Consider the following 15,496-nt stretch of genomic DNA (forward strand, 5'->3'; position numbering starts at 1 on the left):
CTACCTGATGGGCGTGATGTCCTTCACCACCTTGATCTTGCCGGCGACCACGTCGGCCACGAGCTTACGCATGGCGGCGCTCACCGGCTCGGGGACGTTGCGCAGAGGGAACTGCAGCGCCACGCCGGTGTCGAAACCGAGCGGGTAGTAGCCGCTGGTCTCCCCGCGCCCGATTCGCCGCACGATGGCCCGCAGCGGCCCGGCGAAGTCGTAGAGCACCGAGGTGACGTAGTGCTGCGGAGCGAACGACAGCTTGTCCGTGTACTTGGCCGTAACCCAGACCCGCCGTGGAGCCGCCTTCACCGCCTCGAAGATCCCCAGCATCCCCAGGTTTAGAGAGCCCATGATCACGTCCACGCCGTCGGCGATGAGGGCATCGGCCACCTGGCGCGCCTTGGCCGGGTCGTTGAAGTCGCCCACCCAGACCATCTTCAGGTCCACCGGCTTGCGCTGGTCGCGCAGCGCCTGCCGGATGGCGTGGACCTCCGAGTACGAGAAGGGGAGGGTCAGCCCGCCCACGTAGGCGATCTTTCCGCTCTGGGTGAGCATCGCCGCCAGAGCACCGATGGGGTAGAACCCGATGTGGAAGTTGCGGTCGATGAACCAGAGGTTGGGCTGCCGTTCCCGGAGAGGGGCGTCCCCCTCGCCGACGAAGGTCACGCCGCGGAATTCGTGGGCCAGCTTCTCCGTCTGCGAGATGAACTGGCCCCCGTGGGTCCAGATGATGTTGAACTTGAGGTCGACGTACTCCCGCATCACCCGCTCCACGTCCGGTACGGGGACGCTTTCGGAGTAGGCGGTTTCCACGCCCAGCTCGCTCTGCGCGGAGCGCAGCGCGACGAACCCCAGCGTGTTGTAGTCGGCGTCAGTGACGACCCCGGGGAAGATGGCGGCCAGGCGGAGCTTCGGCGCCGGAGCCGCCTGCAGCCCCCCGCCTGGCAGGAAAGCAGCCCAGATCATAACGGCTACCAGGAGCCCCGTGACCATGCCCTCGCGGCGCACGCCCATCCCTCTTCCCTCCCTTCTCTGCTGCCCTGGCCTCTTTCTGAGCTTCTCTCCCCAATGCCCTGTTCCTCCGTTGCTGGCCAGTCAGAACGCGCTGGCGGCGGCGTTCAGTGATCCTTGCGACCGGAGGGAGGGTGGGTATAGCTTCGGCCCTGCGTTCACAGTGGCGGCCGCGGCCAGCCCAGCGTCTGCAGGGCCCAGCGGGTGGCAAACCCGATGACCAGCGGCAAGGGTAGCGAGAAGAGGACCCGGGTGAAGGTGAGGCGTGCACCCAGGAACGGCAGCTCCCAGAGCACGATGCGGTGGACACCCATCAGAGACCACGCCGTGAGATAGGCGACGATGGGTGCCACACCGGCCCCCATGCTGTAGATACCGGCCACTACGGGGAACTGCAGGAAAGGACCGCCGGGGGTGATGGCGCCGGCCACAGAGGCGACCATGATCCCGCGGAATCCGGCGGCGTCGGACAGCCAGCGGGCGATGATCTCCCTGGGCAGGAGCACCTGCAGCATCCCGGCAAAGGCAAAGGCAAAAAAGAGCCGGGGCGCTGTGGTCATGAACAGCTTCAGCCCCTCGCGGGAGCCATCCAGGCCTGCCTGCAGACCGGACCGCCAGGTCAGATAGACGAAGGCGGAGAGGCTGAGGGCAAGCATGACCAGCGTCGACGCATCCATTGTTCCTCCTCCTGCGGCCCTTCTGCTCATGCCAGCAGGCCAAGAATCCGCCGATACCGCGTGGTGTCCTCTTGCAGGAAGCTGTGGAAAGCCTCTCCGGTCAACAGAAGGGGAAACCAGCGAGCTTCCCGCAGCATCCTCTGCCACGTACGGGTTTCAGTCAGCCGCCTGAATGCGTCCTGCCAGAACGCCACGGCTTCAGGCGCCATGGCCGGGGGACCGTAGAAGCCGCGCCACATGGGAAAGGTTACCTCCACGCCCTGCTCCGCAGCCGTAGGAATCCCCTTAAGCACCCCCGGCAACCGACGCTCAGCCAGCACGGCCAGCACGCGCACCTCGCCGCGCTCTGCGGCCCCAGCCACATCTGCCGCCCCGAACGCACCCGCCACCGCTTGGCCGGCGGCCAGCGCAGCCAGGGCGTCGGCAACGCTTCTCGCTCCTATATAGCGCACCTCTTGCGGAGGGATCCCCGCCGCAGCTCCAAGCACGGCCACCATTCCGTGATGCATTGCTTGCGGCCCGGAACCGCCTGTCACGGGGGTAGTCTGCGGTCGCTCCCCCAGGTTTGCGAGGAAGTCCCCCAGGGTATTGAACGGCGAGCCGGCAGGTACTGCAATGACGCCGTAGTCGGTGCTGAGGGCGGCGATAGGGGTGATGTCATCATAGGAGTAGCGGCTCCCCTTCATCAGGATCTGCATGGTCAGCCCGGGCGAAAAGGCCACCAGCCGGTGGTCGTCGCGGATCGGATCCGTGGCGGTCTCCTCGAAGACCTGCAGACCTCCCGGCCGCACCACAACGTTCACTTCCACGGGAAGCAGCCTCTCAGCGCGCAGGACTGCCGCGGTGCGCTCACAGGTCTCGTGCCATCCTCCCCCCGGGGCGGCGGAGATGAACTGCACCGGTTTCCACGGATAGGCTCCTTCCCGTCGCGCGGGAGCTGCGGCCTCTCCCGGGGCTCCGGCCGGGGCGGTGCGTCCCTCCACAAGATCTTCGGCAGCACGCACCGCCTTCATGCCGCAGTGGTAGGCCGGCATCCCGGCGAGCCAGAGGGTCAGCGCCACCGCGTCGTGGATCTCCTTTGGGGTAGCGCCGGCCTCGATGGCGATGCGCGCATGTCCTACCGGATCTTTCTTCAGGGCCGCCTCCACGGCGATGATTATGAGCTCGCGCACCTTCCAGGGGAGACTGCTCTCCGTGGTGGTCGCCCTGCGCAGGCGGAAGAAGCCCTCCAGTGCCCCGGGACTGTACCGCTCCAGCATCCGGACGCTGTCAGGCACCTGCCCTGCCATGTCCTGCTGGAAATAGTGGTAGATCTCCTGCCGCAGCTCGTCCGAAATGTCCATCGCTACCGTCTGCCTCCTCAGCCGGACAGCGGAGTGTCGGGGTACCTAGTGACGCACCACGATTGTCTCCGCCCAGAAGTTGTTGTTCGTCCCGTTGACCAGCGAAACGACGGGATCCCGCCAGGCAGCAACGAACACCTGGTTCGACAGCGGGATGATAGGCAGGTCGGTCATCAACTTCCGGTGTAGCTGTTCGTAGATCACGCGCCGCTTCTCCCGCTGCTGCTCGCGCCGTCCCGCCAGAATCAGCTCGTCGGCCGCTCTGTAGCCGAAATAGTTGGATCCCCCCGGGGGCTTTGACGTAGACAAGAACAGGTCGGAAAAGAACAGGTCCGGATCGGCCGGCCGGCCCACGGAGGTGACGGTGACGTCGAAGTCCAGGCGGTTGCGCCGGTCGAAGGCCGCGGTCGGCTCCATGGGCTCCAGGGAGGCATCGATGCCCACGTCCCGCCAGCTCGTCTGGACGATGTTGGCCAGGATGTCTTCCGGCGAACGAGTCTGATACATGATGCGCACCCGGAAGCCCCCGGCGTATCCTGCCTCGGTCAGCAGCTGCCTGGCCTTGGTGGGATTGTAGGGGTACCGTGGGACGTTCAGGCTTCCCCCAAAAAGGCGGTTTGACCGCATGACGTCTGTAGGCAGCTCCAACCCGGGCAGGGCTGCAGCTATCTGCTGGCGGTTGATGGCATACGAGAGGGCCTGGCGCACGCGGACGTCCTGGGTGGGTCTGAAGTTGGGGCTCATGGCAATGTGGCGTACGGAGTCGTAGACCACGACGCGCTGCGTCTTCACCCCGGAGGCTTCCTGCAGGAGCCGCACGGCCTCGGGGTTGCCCCGTGTCCAGATGATGTGGAACTCCCCCTTGATCAGCGCTGTGGCGGCCACCAGCTCGTCCGGGATGTGCATGAAGGTGATACGACGCACCGTGGGTTTCCCGCGGAAGAAACGGTCGTTGGCCCCCACAACTACCTGATTGCCGCTCAGCCGCTCGAAGACGAATGGTCCCGTTCCCACCGGATTCTTGGCAAACTCCTCCCCCAGCTGCTCTACATCGCGCTTGGAGACGATGAGCCCCGGACGGTAGGCGAGCACTGCGGAGAGGAAGGCGGCGTCGGGCTCTTTTAGCCGGATGCGCACCGTATACCTGTCCACGGCCTCGACCGCCGCAACGTTGACGAAATCCTCGCTGAAGGACATCTTCTGGTCGCCAATCTGGCGGCGAACGGAGAAGACCACATCATCAGCCGTTAGCTCCCCAAATTCCCGGTGGAACTGCACACCGCGACGCAGGAAGAAAGTGTACGTCAACCCGTCGGCACTGACCGTCCAGCGCTCCGCCAGGTCCGGCTCCAGCTGGCTTCCCCCTGTGCCGGGTTTCCACCGGACCAGCCAGTTAAATAGATTGGGGTAGACGAACCAGTCGGAGGTGTACCGCCAGCGCGCCGGGTCGAAGATGCCGCCGGGGCGCGCAAACTGTAGCCGGACGCGAAGTTCCGGCCGCGAATCGGCCTGGGCGGCAGCTAGCCCGGCGAAGGCGCCGACGGCCAGCGCCAGACCCAAAACCAGGGCAGACGTCCTGATGACCGTTCTCATGTCCTCTCGCCCCCTTCCTGCATCCGGGCCGCCCTCACGCGCCCTCCTGGCCGCGAGCGCGGCCCTCACATCGCATTCCCACAAAGATCACCACCACGGGTTCGTGCCCCTCGTTGCCCAACCTGTGGCGGCATCCGGGTGGGAACCATATTGCCGTCCCCGCGGGGACCTCCACTCGCTCCTGATCCGTCTCCAGGAGTCCGGTGCCGGACTGGATGAAGAACAGCTCCTCCCGATCATCGTGCGCGTGCGCCGCAATCTCGCCACCGGGGTTGACCGTGGCCACCCCGAACGACCAGAGCACCGGGCTGGGGACATACCGGCCCAGGGGAAGGTCGCGGCGCGCTCCGATGATGGCCCGCACCGTGGAGATCCCGTCGGGATACATGCGTTCCACCGTCTCATGGTACGTGGCTCGTACTGCCGTCGGAGCGCTGTCCATCAACATGTCACCTCCATGGATGACGCCCGTAGGCCGGTCAGATATGCCTCCAGGTCGGCAAGCGAGATGACATCTGCATACTTGGCGTTGAGGTCGAACAGCGCCACGTGGTGGGAGATCTCGAAGCGGTCAAAGACGCACTCTTCGACCACAGCCACGCGGAAGCCGTAGGAGGTGGCATCCACGGCCGTGGCGCGGACGCAGCCGCTGGTGGTGCATCCGCACAACAGCAAAGTGTCGATACTCTGTCGGATCAGGTGCGAGAGCAAGGGGGTGCCGAAGAAGGCGCTGGCGCGCGGCTTGGGCATGACCATCTCACCCGGCGCAGGATTCACCTCCTCGACGATGGCCAACTCCCCCTCATCGGCGTCGGGCCCCCGTTGACGGCTCTTCTCCGCCTGCAGGCTGCGAGGGGCACCGGCCTGCCCGGTGGTAAAGATGATGGGCACGCGGGCCTGCCGGCAAAGAGTGAGAAAGCGGCGCACAGAGGGGAGGACCTGCCATCCTCGTTCCCCCGAGCTCTTGGGCCACAGCTCCACCGCCTGGAGGATGGGCTCTGGGCGCCATCCGAGGAAGCGGTAGTTCAGGTCGATTACGAGGGCCGCCGGGCGAACTCCCAGACCCATAGGTCTCCCGTACCCCGCCGCATCGTGGACGGCCAGGTCCATCTTGGGGATGACATGCTCCCAGCTGCGCACCGCACTCACCCCTCTCGCTTCAGGAGGGCTGTCGTCCCTCGGAAGTAAGAGATGACCTCGCTGGCGAACTCCTGCAGCCCTTCCAGCGTGGGCCGACCTACGGTGATGTACGTCGCTCCTTCCTCCACGTAACGCTCTACCTGCACGCGCGCCGCGGCGGGTGTAGATAGCGCCGAGCGCAGGCTGCTGAAGAGCCGCTCCCGCTCCGGCGCGGACAGGCTGCGCTCAGCGGCCAGGCGGTGGAAACGTCCCTCCACCACCTCCCGCGATCGCCCCCAGAGCATGGCGTTGACCCCGCAGGAGAGTCGGATCTCCCGCGGGTCACGCCCCAGAGCATGGCAGTGGGCGAAAAGAACGTCTCGCTTGTGAGCAAAGTAGACCAGACCCTCCTGTGGCCCTCCACCGATCCCTGGCCCACCGAAATTCACCCCATCGGCAAACCGAGCTGCGATGCGCAGCGTCCGCTTCTCGCCGCCGCCGCCGATCCAAAGCGGCGGATGGGGGCGCTGTACCGGGGGCGGATTGCAGATAGCGCGTTCCAGGCGGAAGTACCGACCCGAGAAGGTGGCCTCGTCCTGCGTCCACAGCGCCAGGATGACCTGACAGGCTTCCTCCAACCGGTCCAGGCGGCCCTTCACGCCGTCCCAGGGAATCCCGTAGGCCCGCGCCTCCTCCTCTTTCCACCCGGCTCCCAGACCCAGCTCCAGCCGTCCCTGCGAAAGCGTATCGATGGTAGCGGCCATCTTCGCCAGCAAAGACGGCGGCCTGTACATCGTGCACAGGACAGTCGTGAGAAGCCGCACGCGCTGTGTCCGGGCGGCGAGGGCCGCCAGGGTGGAGAGGGACTCGAAGACGCGCCCATCTTCGCCACGCTGCAGGTGGTCGTCGACCGAGACGTAGTCGTACCCCAGCCGCTCGGCCTCGAGGGCAAGGGCCAGAATCTGGTCGAACGACACCTCGTCGTATACGTGGTAGTCCCACATGGGGAGCATCACACCAAACCGTAAGGGCAGGCCCGTCATGCCCGCGGTCACCCCCTCCTCACTGACGCGCCCCCTGGGAGGGGACGCGGCAGCGCAGCTGCGGCAGCACTTCCTCTGCAAACAGCGCAATCCGCTCCAGCACAGCGTCGCAGGACGGGCCGACGAAGCCTAAGCCCATGAAGTCCACGCCGGCGGTCTGATACTCACGCAGCCGCTGCATGATCATGGCAGGGGTCCCCACCAGCGCCGAGTCACGTTCACTGTAGCGGCGGCGCTGCTTTCGCAGCCATGCCGCTCGCTCCCGTTCCTCTAACGTCCTGGCCGCCGTCGCCTCAGCTGTGGCAGGATCGGGGGCGATGCTGATCATGGCCAGCGCCGCCATCGTAAAGGGGGTATGCTCTCTGCCGTACTGCTGACGCAGAGCGAGGACGCGGTCCCGCAGGGTGCGGAGTTGATCGGGGGGACCCCCGACGATGAGCCCTTCGCAGTAGCGGGCCGCCCGGGCCAGGCCCTGCGGCGCCGTGCCCCCGTACCAGATGGGCAGATCGGGCGCTTTTGGTTCCAGCTCCGCATCCGTAAACCGCAGGGCGCAACCCTGGTGGGAAAGGAGACCTGGCTGGCGCAGAGCGCGCGCCAGCACCTCCAGGTGCTCCTCCGCCAGCTCAGCACGGCGCTCCCAGTCCACGCCCAGAACCTCAAAATCGCGGGGTACGTTCCCCACGCATACTCCCAGGACGAAGCGCCCGCCGCTGAGGTGGTGCAGGGTCAGCGCCAGCCTGGCCACCATTAGCGGGTGCCGCCAGGCCAGGACAATGGCCGAGGAGACAAACCGGATGCGCGTCGTCATTCCCGCCAGGTAGGCCATGGTGGTGAAGGCGTCGTAGAAGGCCGTGGGGCGAGGATGGGCGTCAGCCAGCTCCAGACCTCCGAAGTAGAAGTGATACCGGTCGTCGAGCCCCCAGTTGACATGGTCGTGCGTCAGCAGCGCAGCGTACCCCAGCTCCTCCGCGCGGCGGGCAACCGTGCGCAGGGTGTCGGGGGAAGCCAGTGGCCCGGAATGAGGGAGGCGAATACCGAACTCCACTATCAGCTCCTCCTCTGCCAGTTGCCCCCGCCTCGCAGTCAGCGGCCGCGGAGGCGAGGATCGAAGTAGTCGCGCAATCCATCCCCCAGCAGGTTGAGGCTGAGCACCGTGAGCCCCACAGCGATCCCGCTGAAGAGCATCCCCCAGGGAGAAGTCACCAGGTACTTCCGCGCGTCGCTGGCGATGTTGCCCCAGGTGGGGATGGGTGGGGGAACGCCCAGCCCGAGGAAGCTCAGGGCCGCTTCCACCAGAACCGCCGATCCCACGTAGAAGGTCAGCGCCACAATCATCGGGGCCAGCACGTTGGGCAGGATGTGACGAAGCATGATGCGGACGGTCTGGGCACCCAGCGCTCGCGCCGCCTCTACAAACTCCAGCTCGCGCAGGCGCAGCACCTCGCCGCGGACCACGCGGGCAATGCGCGGCCAGATGGACAGGGAGATGGCCAGGATTACATTCTGCAGGCCGGCTCCTGTGATACTTACCATGGCCAGGGCAATGAGCTCCATGGGGAAGGCCAGGAAGATGTCTATCAGCCCGCCCAGGACGATGGCGGGTCGACCGGTCGCGTAGCCGCCGAACGATCCGACGAACCAGCCAATGAAGCCTCCGGCGAGGATGGCTCCCACGGCCACGGCCATGGAGTACCGCGCCCCGTAGAGAACGCGGCTGAAGATGTCCCGGCCCAAATGGTCGGTACCGAACCAGTGCGCTCTGCTGGGGGGCTGGAGGCGGTTGATGGGATCGATGGCTAGAGGATTGACCGGAGCCATAGCGGGACCCAGGACGAGCACAGCGGCCAGCCACGTGAGGATGACCACGCCGAAGAGAAAGCTGCGGTGATGCAGCAGCCTGAAGATTGCGGACCGCCGCCGCAGCGGCATCCACGCTGGGGAGGCCGAGGCAGAGCCCGTTCGCGCCAGGTCGACGCTCATCCGCCTACGTGTACCGAATCCGGGGATTGAGCCAGGCGTAGGCTATGTCGATCCCCAGGTTCACCAAAAAGACCCCGAGGGCGAAGATCAGGATCGCCCCCTGGACCAGGGCGTAGTCCCGCTGCGTGATGGCCTCCACCAGGAGGCTGCCGATGCCCACCCTGCCGAAGAGGGTCTCGATGATGGCCGACCCGCCCAGGGCCCGCCCCAGGGAGACGCCTATGACGGTCACCACCGGGATTAGGGCATTACGCAGGGCGTGATGCCTCAGGACGATAGCCTCCGCCACCCCCTTGGCCCGGGCGGTGCGCACGTAGTCTTCGCCCAGCACTTCGAGCATGGCGCTACGCGTCATGCGGGCGATGTAGGCAGCGCCGGCGAGGCCCAGGGCCACTGCGGGCAGGACCAGGTGGTGAACAATGTCAACTAAGTCGCCCTCGGCGCCCACGCCGATCACCGGGAACATCCCAAACCTGACGGCGAAGACCAGGATGAGGACCATGCCGATCCAAAAGCGCGGCAGGCTGTACGCTGCCGTGGCCGCGGTGGTGGCCAGGTAGTCCAGTGCGGTTCCGCGCCGCGTCGCCGCCACGACGCCCAGGGGAAGGCCCACCGCAACCTCGATAAGCAGCGCGGCCAGCGCAAGCTGGACGGTATAGGGAAGCTGACTGAAGACGATGCGCAGCACCGGCTCGCTCTGGGTGTAGGAGATGCCCAGGTCTCCCCGCAGCACGCGCCTCGCATACAGCCAGAACTGGACCACCACCGGCCGGTCCAAGCCGAGCTGCCGGCGGATCAGCGCAATGTGCTCCGGGGACACCGATGCTTCGCTCTGGACCCGCGAGAGGTAGGCAGTAACCGGATCACCGGGGGTCAGGCGGACCAGCGTGAAGGTAATGACAAGCACGACACACGCCTGCACCGCCGCCGCCAGCAATCTCCGGATGACGTATCCCGCCACTGCCGAGCCCTCGGCCTTACCTTCCGATCTTGATCGTCTCGCCCCAGAACATATTGAAAGCCCCCGGGGTCAGGGATTGGACCGGAGATCGCCAGGCCATCTCCAGGTGCCGGTAGAAGAGAGGGATAATGGGCAGATCCGTCATCAGCTTTCGCTGCAGCGCGCGGTAAATCTGCGCGCGGTGCGTCTCGTTGATCGTAATCCGGCCGGCGTCGATCAGGGCGTCAACATCGCTGTCCTTATAGTGGAAGAAATTGGAACCATACGGCGGTACCGCATCGGAGTGGAAGACGTCCCAGAAGAAGAGGTGCGGGTCGCCTGGACGGGATGTGGCGGAGATGGTGATGTCGAATTTCCCCTGGTCACGGCGGTCGAAGGCGGTGGTGGCGTCTAGCACATCGAGTTTGACCTGCAAGCCCACTGCCTGCCACTGCGCCGCTAGGATCTCTGCGACCGTGGTCTCCGGCTCGCGCTTCTGGATCATGAAGGTGATGGGGAACCCGCTCGGGTAGCCAGCTTCCCGCAGAAGCTGCCGTGCGCGGCTCGGATCGTAGGGATACGTGGGAACATCCGAGCTCCCGCCGAAGAGCTCCGGAGGACGCATGACCATGGCCATCTCGTCCAGGTCCGGAAGCGCGGCCGCGATGGCACGGCGGTCAATGGCGTGGGCCAGCGCACGGCGCACCCGGACATCCTGGGCCGGCTTGAAGTCGGGTCCGAACTGCACCTGAAACAGATTGTAGCGCTCAATCACGCGGGCTGTCTTGATGTTTGGGTCCTGGCGCAGCAGACGGACCACCTCGGGATTTCCCCGCGTCTGGATGATCTGCAGGTCGCCCCGCCGCAAGGCGGCCGCTGCCGTGTTCTCGTCCCCTACGTGCACGAAGGTGATCTGTCGCACGGCTGGCTTCCCCCGGAAGTACCCGTCATGCGCCCTCACTACTACCTCTCCGGCTGCCGTCAGCTCCACCAACTCAAAGGGGCCTGTCCCCACAGGGCCCTTGGCGAAGGCGCCCGCAAGCTGTTCCACGGCCTTCTTCGAAACGATCAGACCCGGCCGGTAGGAGACCACTGTCCACATGAATGGCGCGTCCCGTTCCTTTAGTGTGATCCGCACGGTGTACCGATCCACGGCTTCTACGCTCTTGATGTTCTGCAGGGCCTTATAGAACGTAAGCTGAGGATCGCTTATCTGGCGCTGGTAGGAGAAGACCACATCCTCAGCCGTCAACTCCCCGAGCCCCTTATGAAACTGGACGCCGCGACGGAGCTGGAATGTGTAGACTAGGCCGTCTGGTGAAACGGTCCATTTCTCGGCCAGATCCGCCTCGAGCTCCTTGGGGTCCGGTCCCGGCTTCCAACGCACAAGCCAGTTGAAGAGGTTCGGGTAGACGAACCAATCCGATGTGTACCGCCAGCGCGCGGGATCGTACACGCCGCCAGCGCGCGCGAACTGCAGCCGAGCACGAATGGCCGGCCGCGTGTCCTGTTGCGCGGATAGCGGCTGCGGGAGTAGCGGCAAGGCACCCGCGGCCGTCAGCAAGCTGATGAGCAGAATCAGGGCGATCCTCATGGCCTCCTCCCTTCCCGCGCTCAGACCAGACCCAGGGCCAGAACTTGCTGCTCCAGCGGGGGCACACTGCGTCGCGTCCACTCCTCGCGGTCAGTCTGGTAGACGTTGCATACCCGCGCCCCTGTGGCCACTGTGGGCAACAACGAGCACCGCACAACAATGCCGTTGAAGGGAGAGCGCAGCTCTTCCAGCACATCGCCAAACATGTCGCGGATCTCCGCGACGACCTGACCGGTGCGTACGTAGTCTCCCGGCTTCACCTTCAGGTAAGACATGCCTCCCCGATTCGCTGTCACTTCGTAGCGCGTTGTCACCTCGACCTGCATCGATGGCAGCTCGGGCTCGCCGTCCAGCGCGCCCACATACTTCAGGAAGTTGCGGATCCCACGCAGGAGGATGGAGACGAAGGGCTCCAGGGCCCGCCAGCCCTCGCCGGCTTCTATGGCCACCGTGGGTATGCCGCGCTTGTTAAGGATGGCATCCACGCCGCCGTGGGCCGGGCGCTTCCACAGGTGGATGATCTCATAGCCGATGGCGCGGCCCATCTCCAGGCGCTGCTTCTGCACCTCCTCGCGCTCTGCTCCCGTGATGGTCACCATAGTGCGGGGGTAGTTGACGCTGTCCAGGTGGGTCGCATGCACGTCGAGACCGTACTGCGCATTGGCAGCGATCGCCTCGGTCATCGCGGCCACCACCCGGGCGCTCATGATGCCAGCGGCGTCCCCGCTGGCCATGCCGGCCACATCCCCCGGGTTGGGCGCGTCCAGCGGGAAGTGTCGCGAGCGGAAGGCCCAGGCGGGAGGGTTGACGACCGGCACAGCGATCACCGTGCCCCTCACCACGTCGGGCGTCAGCTCCCGAAGTAGCGCCGCCACGGCCGCCATCCCCGCAGGCTCTTCGCCGTGCTGGCCGGCCATCACCAGCACCGTAGGCCCCTGGCGTCTCCCCGCGATGACACCCACCGGGATGCCGAGGCGAGACCCGCTCGCCAGCTCGCCCACGTGCACCAGATAACGGGAAACGGTGCCGGGGCGAAACGATTGGCTCTTGAACTCCGAGGGGGTGACGTCCTGTGCGTTCATGGCTGCCTCCTTCCGGCGTGGATCTACTGGTAGAAGAGGACGATCCGTGTTTCGCTCATCTCCTCAATGGCGTAGCGTGGCCCTTCCCGACCGAAGCCGCTGTCCTTTGTCCCTCCATACGGCATCAGGTCGGCGCGGGTGCTGCTGGTCCCGTTCACGATCACGCCGCCGACTCGCAGCTCCCGTGCCGCACGCAACGCCTTGCCCAGGTCACGGGTGAAGATCCCGGCCTGAAGACCGTACGGGCCCGCGTTGACCAGGCGCAGCGCCTCGTCCAAGCTGTCGTAGGCGCGGACAGAGACCACCGGAGCGAAGATCTCCTCGCAGACCACCGCGGCATCGTCAGGAACATCTACTAGGATGGTCGGGTACAGTACGGGCCCCTGGCGTGTCCCACCAACGACCACCGTGGCTCCTCGGGCCACCGCCTCCTGCACGCGCTGCTCGGCCTGGACGGCCTTCTGCTCGTCGATCATGGGTCCCACATCGGTGTGGGGATCCCGGGGATCCCCAACCTTCAGCCGCTCGGTGGCGAAGCGCAGGGCCTCCACCAGAGAGGCGTAAATCGCCCCCTGGGCCAGGATACGTTGCACCGAGGTACAGACCTGGCCGGCCTTGCGGAACGCCCCGTTGACGATCAGCGGCACCGCTCGCTCCAAGTCCCCGTCCTCGCACACGATGGTGGCAGAGATGTTCCCCAGCTCCATACAGCTGCGACGCAGCCCGACGAACCGCTGGATCTCGCGGCCCACGTCCGTGCTGCCCGTGAAGGTATAGAAGCGGATGCGCGTATCCTCACACAGCCACCGCCCGACCTCTCCTCCGCGACCTGTGACGACGTTGAGGTGCCCCGGCGGCAGGCCGGCCTCCAGGAACAGCTCGGCTAGGCGCAGTGCGGTGATGGGGGTGGGTGTGGCCGGCTTGAGGACAACCGTATTCCCCGCGGCCAGAGCAGGTGCAACCTTGTGGCAGACCGTGTTCAGTGGGCTGTTGAACGGGGTAATGGCACAGACCACCCCCAGAGGTACGCGCAAGGTGAACGCCAAGCTACCCTCGAAGCCCGGGGCGCTCTGAATCGGCACGACCTCTCCCCCTATCCGCTTCGCCTCCTCTGCTGAGACCTGCAGGGTCTGCACCGCCCTGCGGATATCTCCGCGGACGTCCCGCCATGTGAAACCTGATTCGGCAATCATCATCCGGGCCAGCTCCTCCTCGTGCTGGCCGATGGCCTCGGCGACCCGATACAGGATGCGCCAGCGCTCCTGGGGGGAGAGGGGACGTGCCGCAAAGGCTGCCTCGGCCGCAGCCACGGCTTCCCGGACATCCTCCCGACTGGCCTGGGGGACTCGTCCGATCACCTCTCCTGTGTACTTGTCCAGGACGGAGAGTGTCGCCTCGGCATCGACCCACTCGGAGCCGATCAACATGCGGTAGCAGGGTGCCTCAGAAGGAGTGACGGCCACCGCTCCTGCCTCCCGGGCCCGTCCTCGGGCCGTGCATCTTCAGACGCGTCCGCATGGCATTCTCCTTGTGACGCCGCGCTGCCGCCTCTGCCCCCTCGGCGTCCCGCGCCACAATGGCCGCCAGCAGATCCCGGTGCTCTTGCAGGGCCTGCTGCGCCCGTTCCGGACTTGAGAGCGTGGAGTACTCGAACCGTTGGATGGAGTACTGCAGGCGCTTGAGCAAGTCTCCCAGGCGGGTGTTGCGGGCGGCTCGGTAGATGGCCTCATGGAATTCCTGGTTCAGATGGCTGAGGTGCTGATGATCGCCCTGCCGCGTGGCTTCGGCGATCTGGTCGTTGAGGTGCTGTAGCAACTCTAGCTCTCCCGGCGAGGCGCGCTGCGCGGCAAGTTGCGCAGCCACCCCTTCCTGGGCGATGCGGATGGCGTAGATGTCCTCGACGTCCTGGGGCGTGATGCTGGCCACAACCGCTCCCAGACGGGGCACGCCCTCCAGAAACCCCTCCGCCTCCAGGCGCTGCATGGCCTGACGCACGGGAGTGCGGCTGACACCCAGCGTGGCGGCCAGGGTACGGTCCTGCAGGCGATAGCCCTCGGGGAGGATGCTGCGGACGATGGCTTCGCGCAGAGTGCGGTAGATGACCTCTCCGCGCAGACCGCCGCGCTCGAAGAGTTTCTTCAACTGGGTCAGCTGGGCGAGTTGTGTCACGGCATTCCGGGTGGCACACTGCCCGCCATCGCATGGCTCTCCCCCTCGCCGGGCAAGCCCAACCGAGAGGGAATCCCTTGGTATACAAGAATACTACTTTGTCTACCAATGTCAACGCCACTGTGGATGGACACGTAACGCGGGGCGGCGGGATCGCCCGAGGCCCTCCAGCGCCGGGGAAGACATTAACGGGCTGGGCGAACCCCTACCGCTTCGAGGCGACGGGCTGCTGATAGATGGCCAGTCGAACGAGCTTGGCCCTCTCCTTGTGGGCCCTGGCCAGGGCCTCCGCCCGGTCGGCGTCTCGCGCGCGAATCGCCTGGATCAGCTCCTCGTGCTCCGCCACCGAGGCCTCCGCCCGCTCGGGGACAGAAAGGGTGGATCGTCGGAACCGCTGCACGGAATCATGAAGGGTGTTCAGCAGTGCGGCAAGTCGTCGGTTGCGCGTAGCCTGATATAGAGCGCCGTGAAACTCCCTGTTTAGAGAGGTAATTGCCTGCAGGTCCCGCCGCCGCACCGCCGCAGCGAACTGGTCGTTCAAACGGGCCAGCAACTCAATCTCTGCCGAAGACGCGCGCTGCGCAGCCAGGCGGGCGGCAACACCTTCCAGGGCGATGCGGATGACATAGATATCCTCCACATCCTGGGCGGTAATGCTGGACACAACCACGCCCTGCCGCGCGGTGGTCTCCACGAACCCTTCGCTCTCTAGCCGCTGCATCGCCTCGCGCACGGGTGTGCGGCTCACCTGCAGCGCATTGGCGAGGACCCGATCCTGCAGGCGGTATCCCTCCGGCAGGACACCACGGACGATGGCATCCCGCAGGGTGCGGTAAACAACCTCCCCACGAAGGCCGTCCCGCTCGTAGAGTTTCTTCAGCCTGGCCAGCTGATCGACTTCGGAAGCCATGCGTCCCTGTCTTTACCTCCCTCAGAAATATACAACAGCGG

Annotated in this window: 15 protein-coding genes; all 15 read right to left on the reverse strand. The window is 65.8% G+C overall.

The features are described from left to right. On the reverse strand, window positions 1-1,008 hold the full coding sequence (locus tag QN152_02090) for a BMP family protein (protein ID MDR7538310.1): 1,008 nt from the start codon (window positions 1,006-1,008) through the stop codon (window positions 1-3). 155 nt (window positions 1,009-1,163) lie between these two features. Beyond that, a complete protein-coding gene (locus QN152_02095) occupies window positions 1,164-1,682 on the reverse strand; it encodes a permease (GenBank protein ID MDR7538311.1) in 519 nt (172 codons plus the stop codon). A 26-nt stretch (window positions 1,683-1,708) separates the two neighbouring features. Further along, window positions 1,709-3,025: a tripartite tricarboxylate transporter substrate-binding protein gene (locus QN152_02100; GenBank protein MDR7538312.1), complete on the reverse strand. Its 1,317-nt coding sequence runs from the start codon at window positions 3,023-3,025 to the stop codon at window positions 1,709-1,711. 45 nt (window positions 3,026-3,070) lie between these two features. Beyond that, window positions 3,071-4,618, reverse strand: coding sequence for an ABC transporter substrate-binding protein (locus QN152_02105; GenBank protein ID MDR7538313.1), 1,548 nt, complete (start codon window positions 4,616-4,618; stop codon window positions 3,071-3,073). 34 nt (window positions 4,619-4,652) lie between these two features. Continuing rightward, window positions 4,653-5,060 (reverse strand): cupin domain-containing protein, encoded by a 408-nt coding sequence (locus QN152_02110; GenBank protein ID MDR7538314.1) that lies wholly within the window; start codon window positions 5,058-5,060, stop codon window positions 4,653-4,655. Continuing rightward, on the reverse strand, window positions 5,060-5,758 hold the full coding sequence (locus QN152_02115; GenBank protein MDR7538315.1) for an isochorismatase family protein: 699 nt from the start codon (window positions 5,756-5,758) through the stop codon (window positions 5,060-5,062). Before QN152_02115 ends, QN152_02110 begins: the two co-directional genes overlap by 1 nt. Before the next feature lie 5 nt (window positions 5,759-5,763). Continuing rightward, window positions 5,764-6,792 (reverse strand): TIGR03560 family F420-dependent LLM class oxidoreductase, encoded by a 1,029-nt coding sequence (locus QN152_02120; protein MDR7538316.1) that lies wholly within the window; start codon window positions 6,790-6,792, stop codon window positions 5,764-5,766. A 7-nt stretch (window positions 6,793-6,799) separates the two neighbouring features. Further along, window positions 6,800-7,825 carry an LLM class flavin-dependent oxidoreductase gene (locus tag QN152_02125; GenBank protein ID MDR7538317.1) on the reverse strand — a complete coding sequence of 342 codons (1,026 nt, stop codon included), beginning with the start codon at window positions 7,823-7,825 and terminating at the stop codon, window positions 6,800-6,802. Between the two features lie 38 nt (window positions 7,826-7,863). After that, entirely contained in the window at window positions 7,864-8,760 is an 897-nt protein-coding gene (locus tag QN152_02130) for an ABC transporter permease (protein ID MDR7538318.1), read from the reverse strand. Between the two features lie 4 nt (window positions 8,761-8,764). Next, entirely contained in the window at window positions 8,765-9,721 is a 957-nt protein-coding gene (locus tag QN152_02135) for an ABC transporter permease (protein ID MDR7538319.1), read from the reverse strand. A gap of 16 nt (window positions 9,722-9,737) precedes the next feature. Beyond that, window positions 9,738-11,294: an ABC transporter substrate-binding protein gene (locus QN152_02140; GenBank protein MDR7538320.1), complete on the reverse strand. Its 1,557-nt coding sequence runs from the start codon at window positions 11,292-11,294 to the stop codon at window positions 9,738-9,740. A 20-nt stretch (window positions 11,295-11,314) separates the two neighbouring features. Further along, the gene (locus tag QN152_02145; protein MDR7538321.1) at window positions 11,315-12,376 is read right to left on the reverse strand and encodes a succinylglutamate desuccinylase/aspartoacylase family protein; all 1,062 of its coding nucleotides are present in this window, start codon (window positions 12,374-12,376) and stop codon (window positions 11,315-11,317) included. Window positions 12,377-12,399: 23 nt separating this feature from the next. Continuing rightward, entirely contained in the window at window positions 12,400-13,803 is a 1,404-nt protein-coding gene (locus tag QN152_02150) for an aldehyde dehydrogenase family protein (GenBank protein ID MDR7538322.1), read from the reverse strand. 16 nt (window positions 13,804-13,819) lie between these two features. Further along, window positions 13,820-14,545, reverse strand: coding sequence for a GntR family transcriptional regulator (locus QN152_02155; GenBank protein ID MDR7538323.1), 726 nt, complete (start codon window positions 14,543-14,545; stop codon window positions 13,820-13,822). Between the two features lie 205 nt (window positions 14,546-14,750). Beyond that, on the reverse strand, window positions 14,751-15,455 hold the full coding sequence (locus tag QN152_02160; protein MDR7538324.1) for a GntR family transcriptional regulator: 705 nt from the start codon (window positions 15,453-15,455) through the stop codon (window positions 14,751-14,753). Between the last annotated feature and the right edge of the window lie 41 nt (window positions 15,456-15,496).

The organism is Armatimonadota bacterium, assembly GCA_031459715.1.
GTDB lineage: Bacteria > Sysuimicrobiota > Sysuimicrobiia > Sysuimicrobiales > Humicultoraceae > Humicultor > Humicultor tengchongensis.

Bases quoted from the DNA above. Each gene is read 5' to 3' on its own strand.
- QN152_02150 (MDR7538322.1), bottom strand. From the start codon at position 13,803: ATGTTGATCGGCTCCGAGTGGGTCGATGCCGAGGCGACACTCTCCGTC.
- QN152_02105 (MDR7538313.1), bottom strand. From the start codon at position 4,618: ATGAGAACGGTCATCAGGACGTCTGCCCTGGTTTTGGGTCTGGCGCTG.
- QN152_02100 (MDR7538312.1), bottom strand. From the start codon at position 3,025: ATGGACATTTCGGACGAGCTGCGGCAGGAGATCTACCACTATTTCCAG.
- QN152_02090 (MDR7538310.1), bottom strand. From the start codon at position 1,008: ATGGGCGTGCGCCGCGAGGGCATGGTCACGGGGCTCCTGGTAGCCGTT.
- QN152_02140 (MDR7538320.1), bottom strand. From the start codon at position 11,294: ATGAGGATCGCCCTGATTCTGCTCATCAGCTTGCTGACGGCCGCGGGT.
- QN152_02110 (MDR7538314.1), bottom strand. From the start codon at position 5,060: ATGGACAGCGCTCCGACGGCAGTACGAGCCACGTACCATGAGACGGTG.
- QN152_02145 (MDR7538321.1), bottom strand. From the start codon at position 12,376: ATGAACGCACAGGACGTCACCCCCTCGGAGTTCAAGAGCCAATCGTTT.
- QN152_02160 (MDR7538324.1), bottom strand. From the start codon at position 15,455: ATGGCTTCCGAAGTCGATCAGCTGGCCAGGCTGAAGAAACTCTACGAG.
- QN152_02130 (MDR7538318.1), bottom strand. From the start codon at position 8,760: ATGAGCGTCGACCTGGCGCGAACGGGCTCTGCCTCGGCCTCCCCAGCG.
- QN152_02095 (MDR7538311.1), bottom strand. From the start codon at position 1,682: ATGGATGCGTCGACGCTGGTCATGCTTGCCCTCAGCCTCTCCGCCTTC.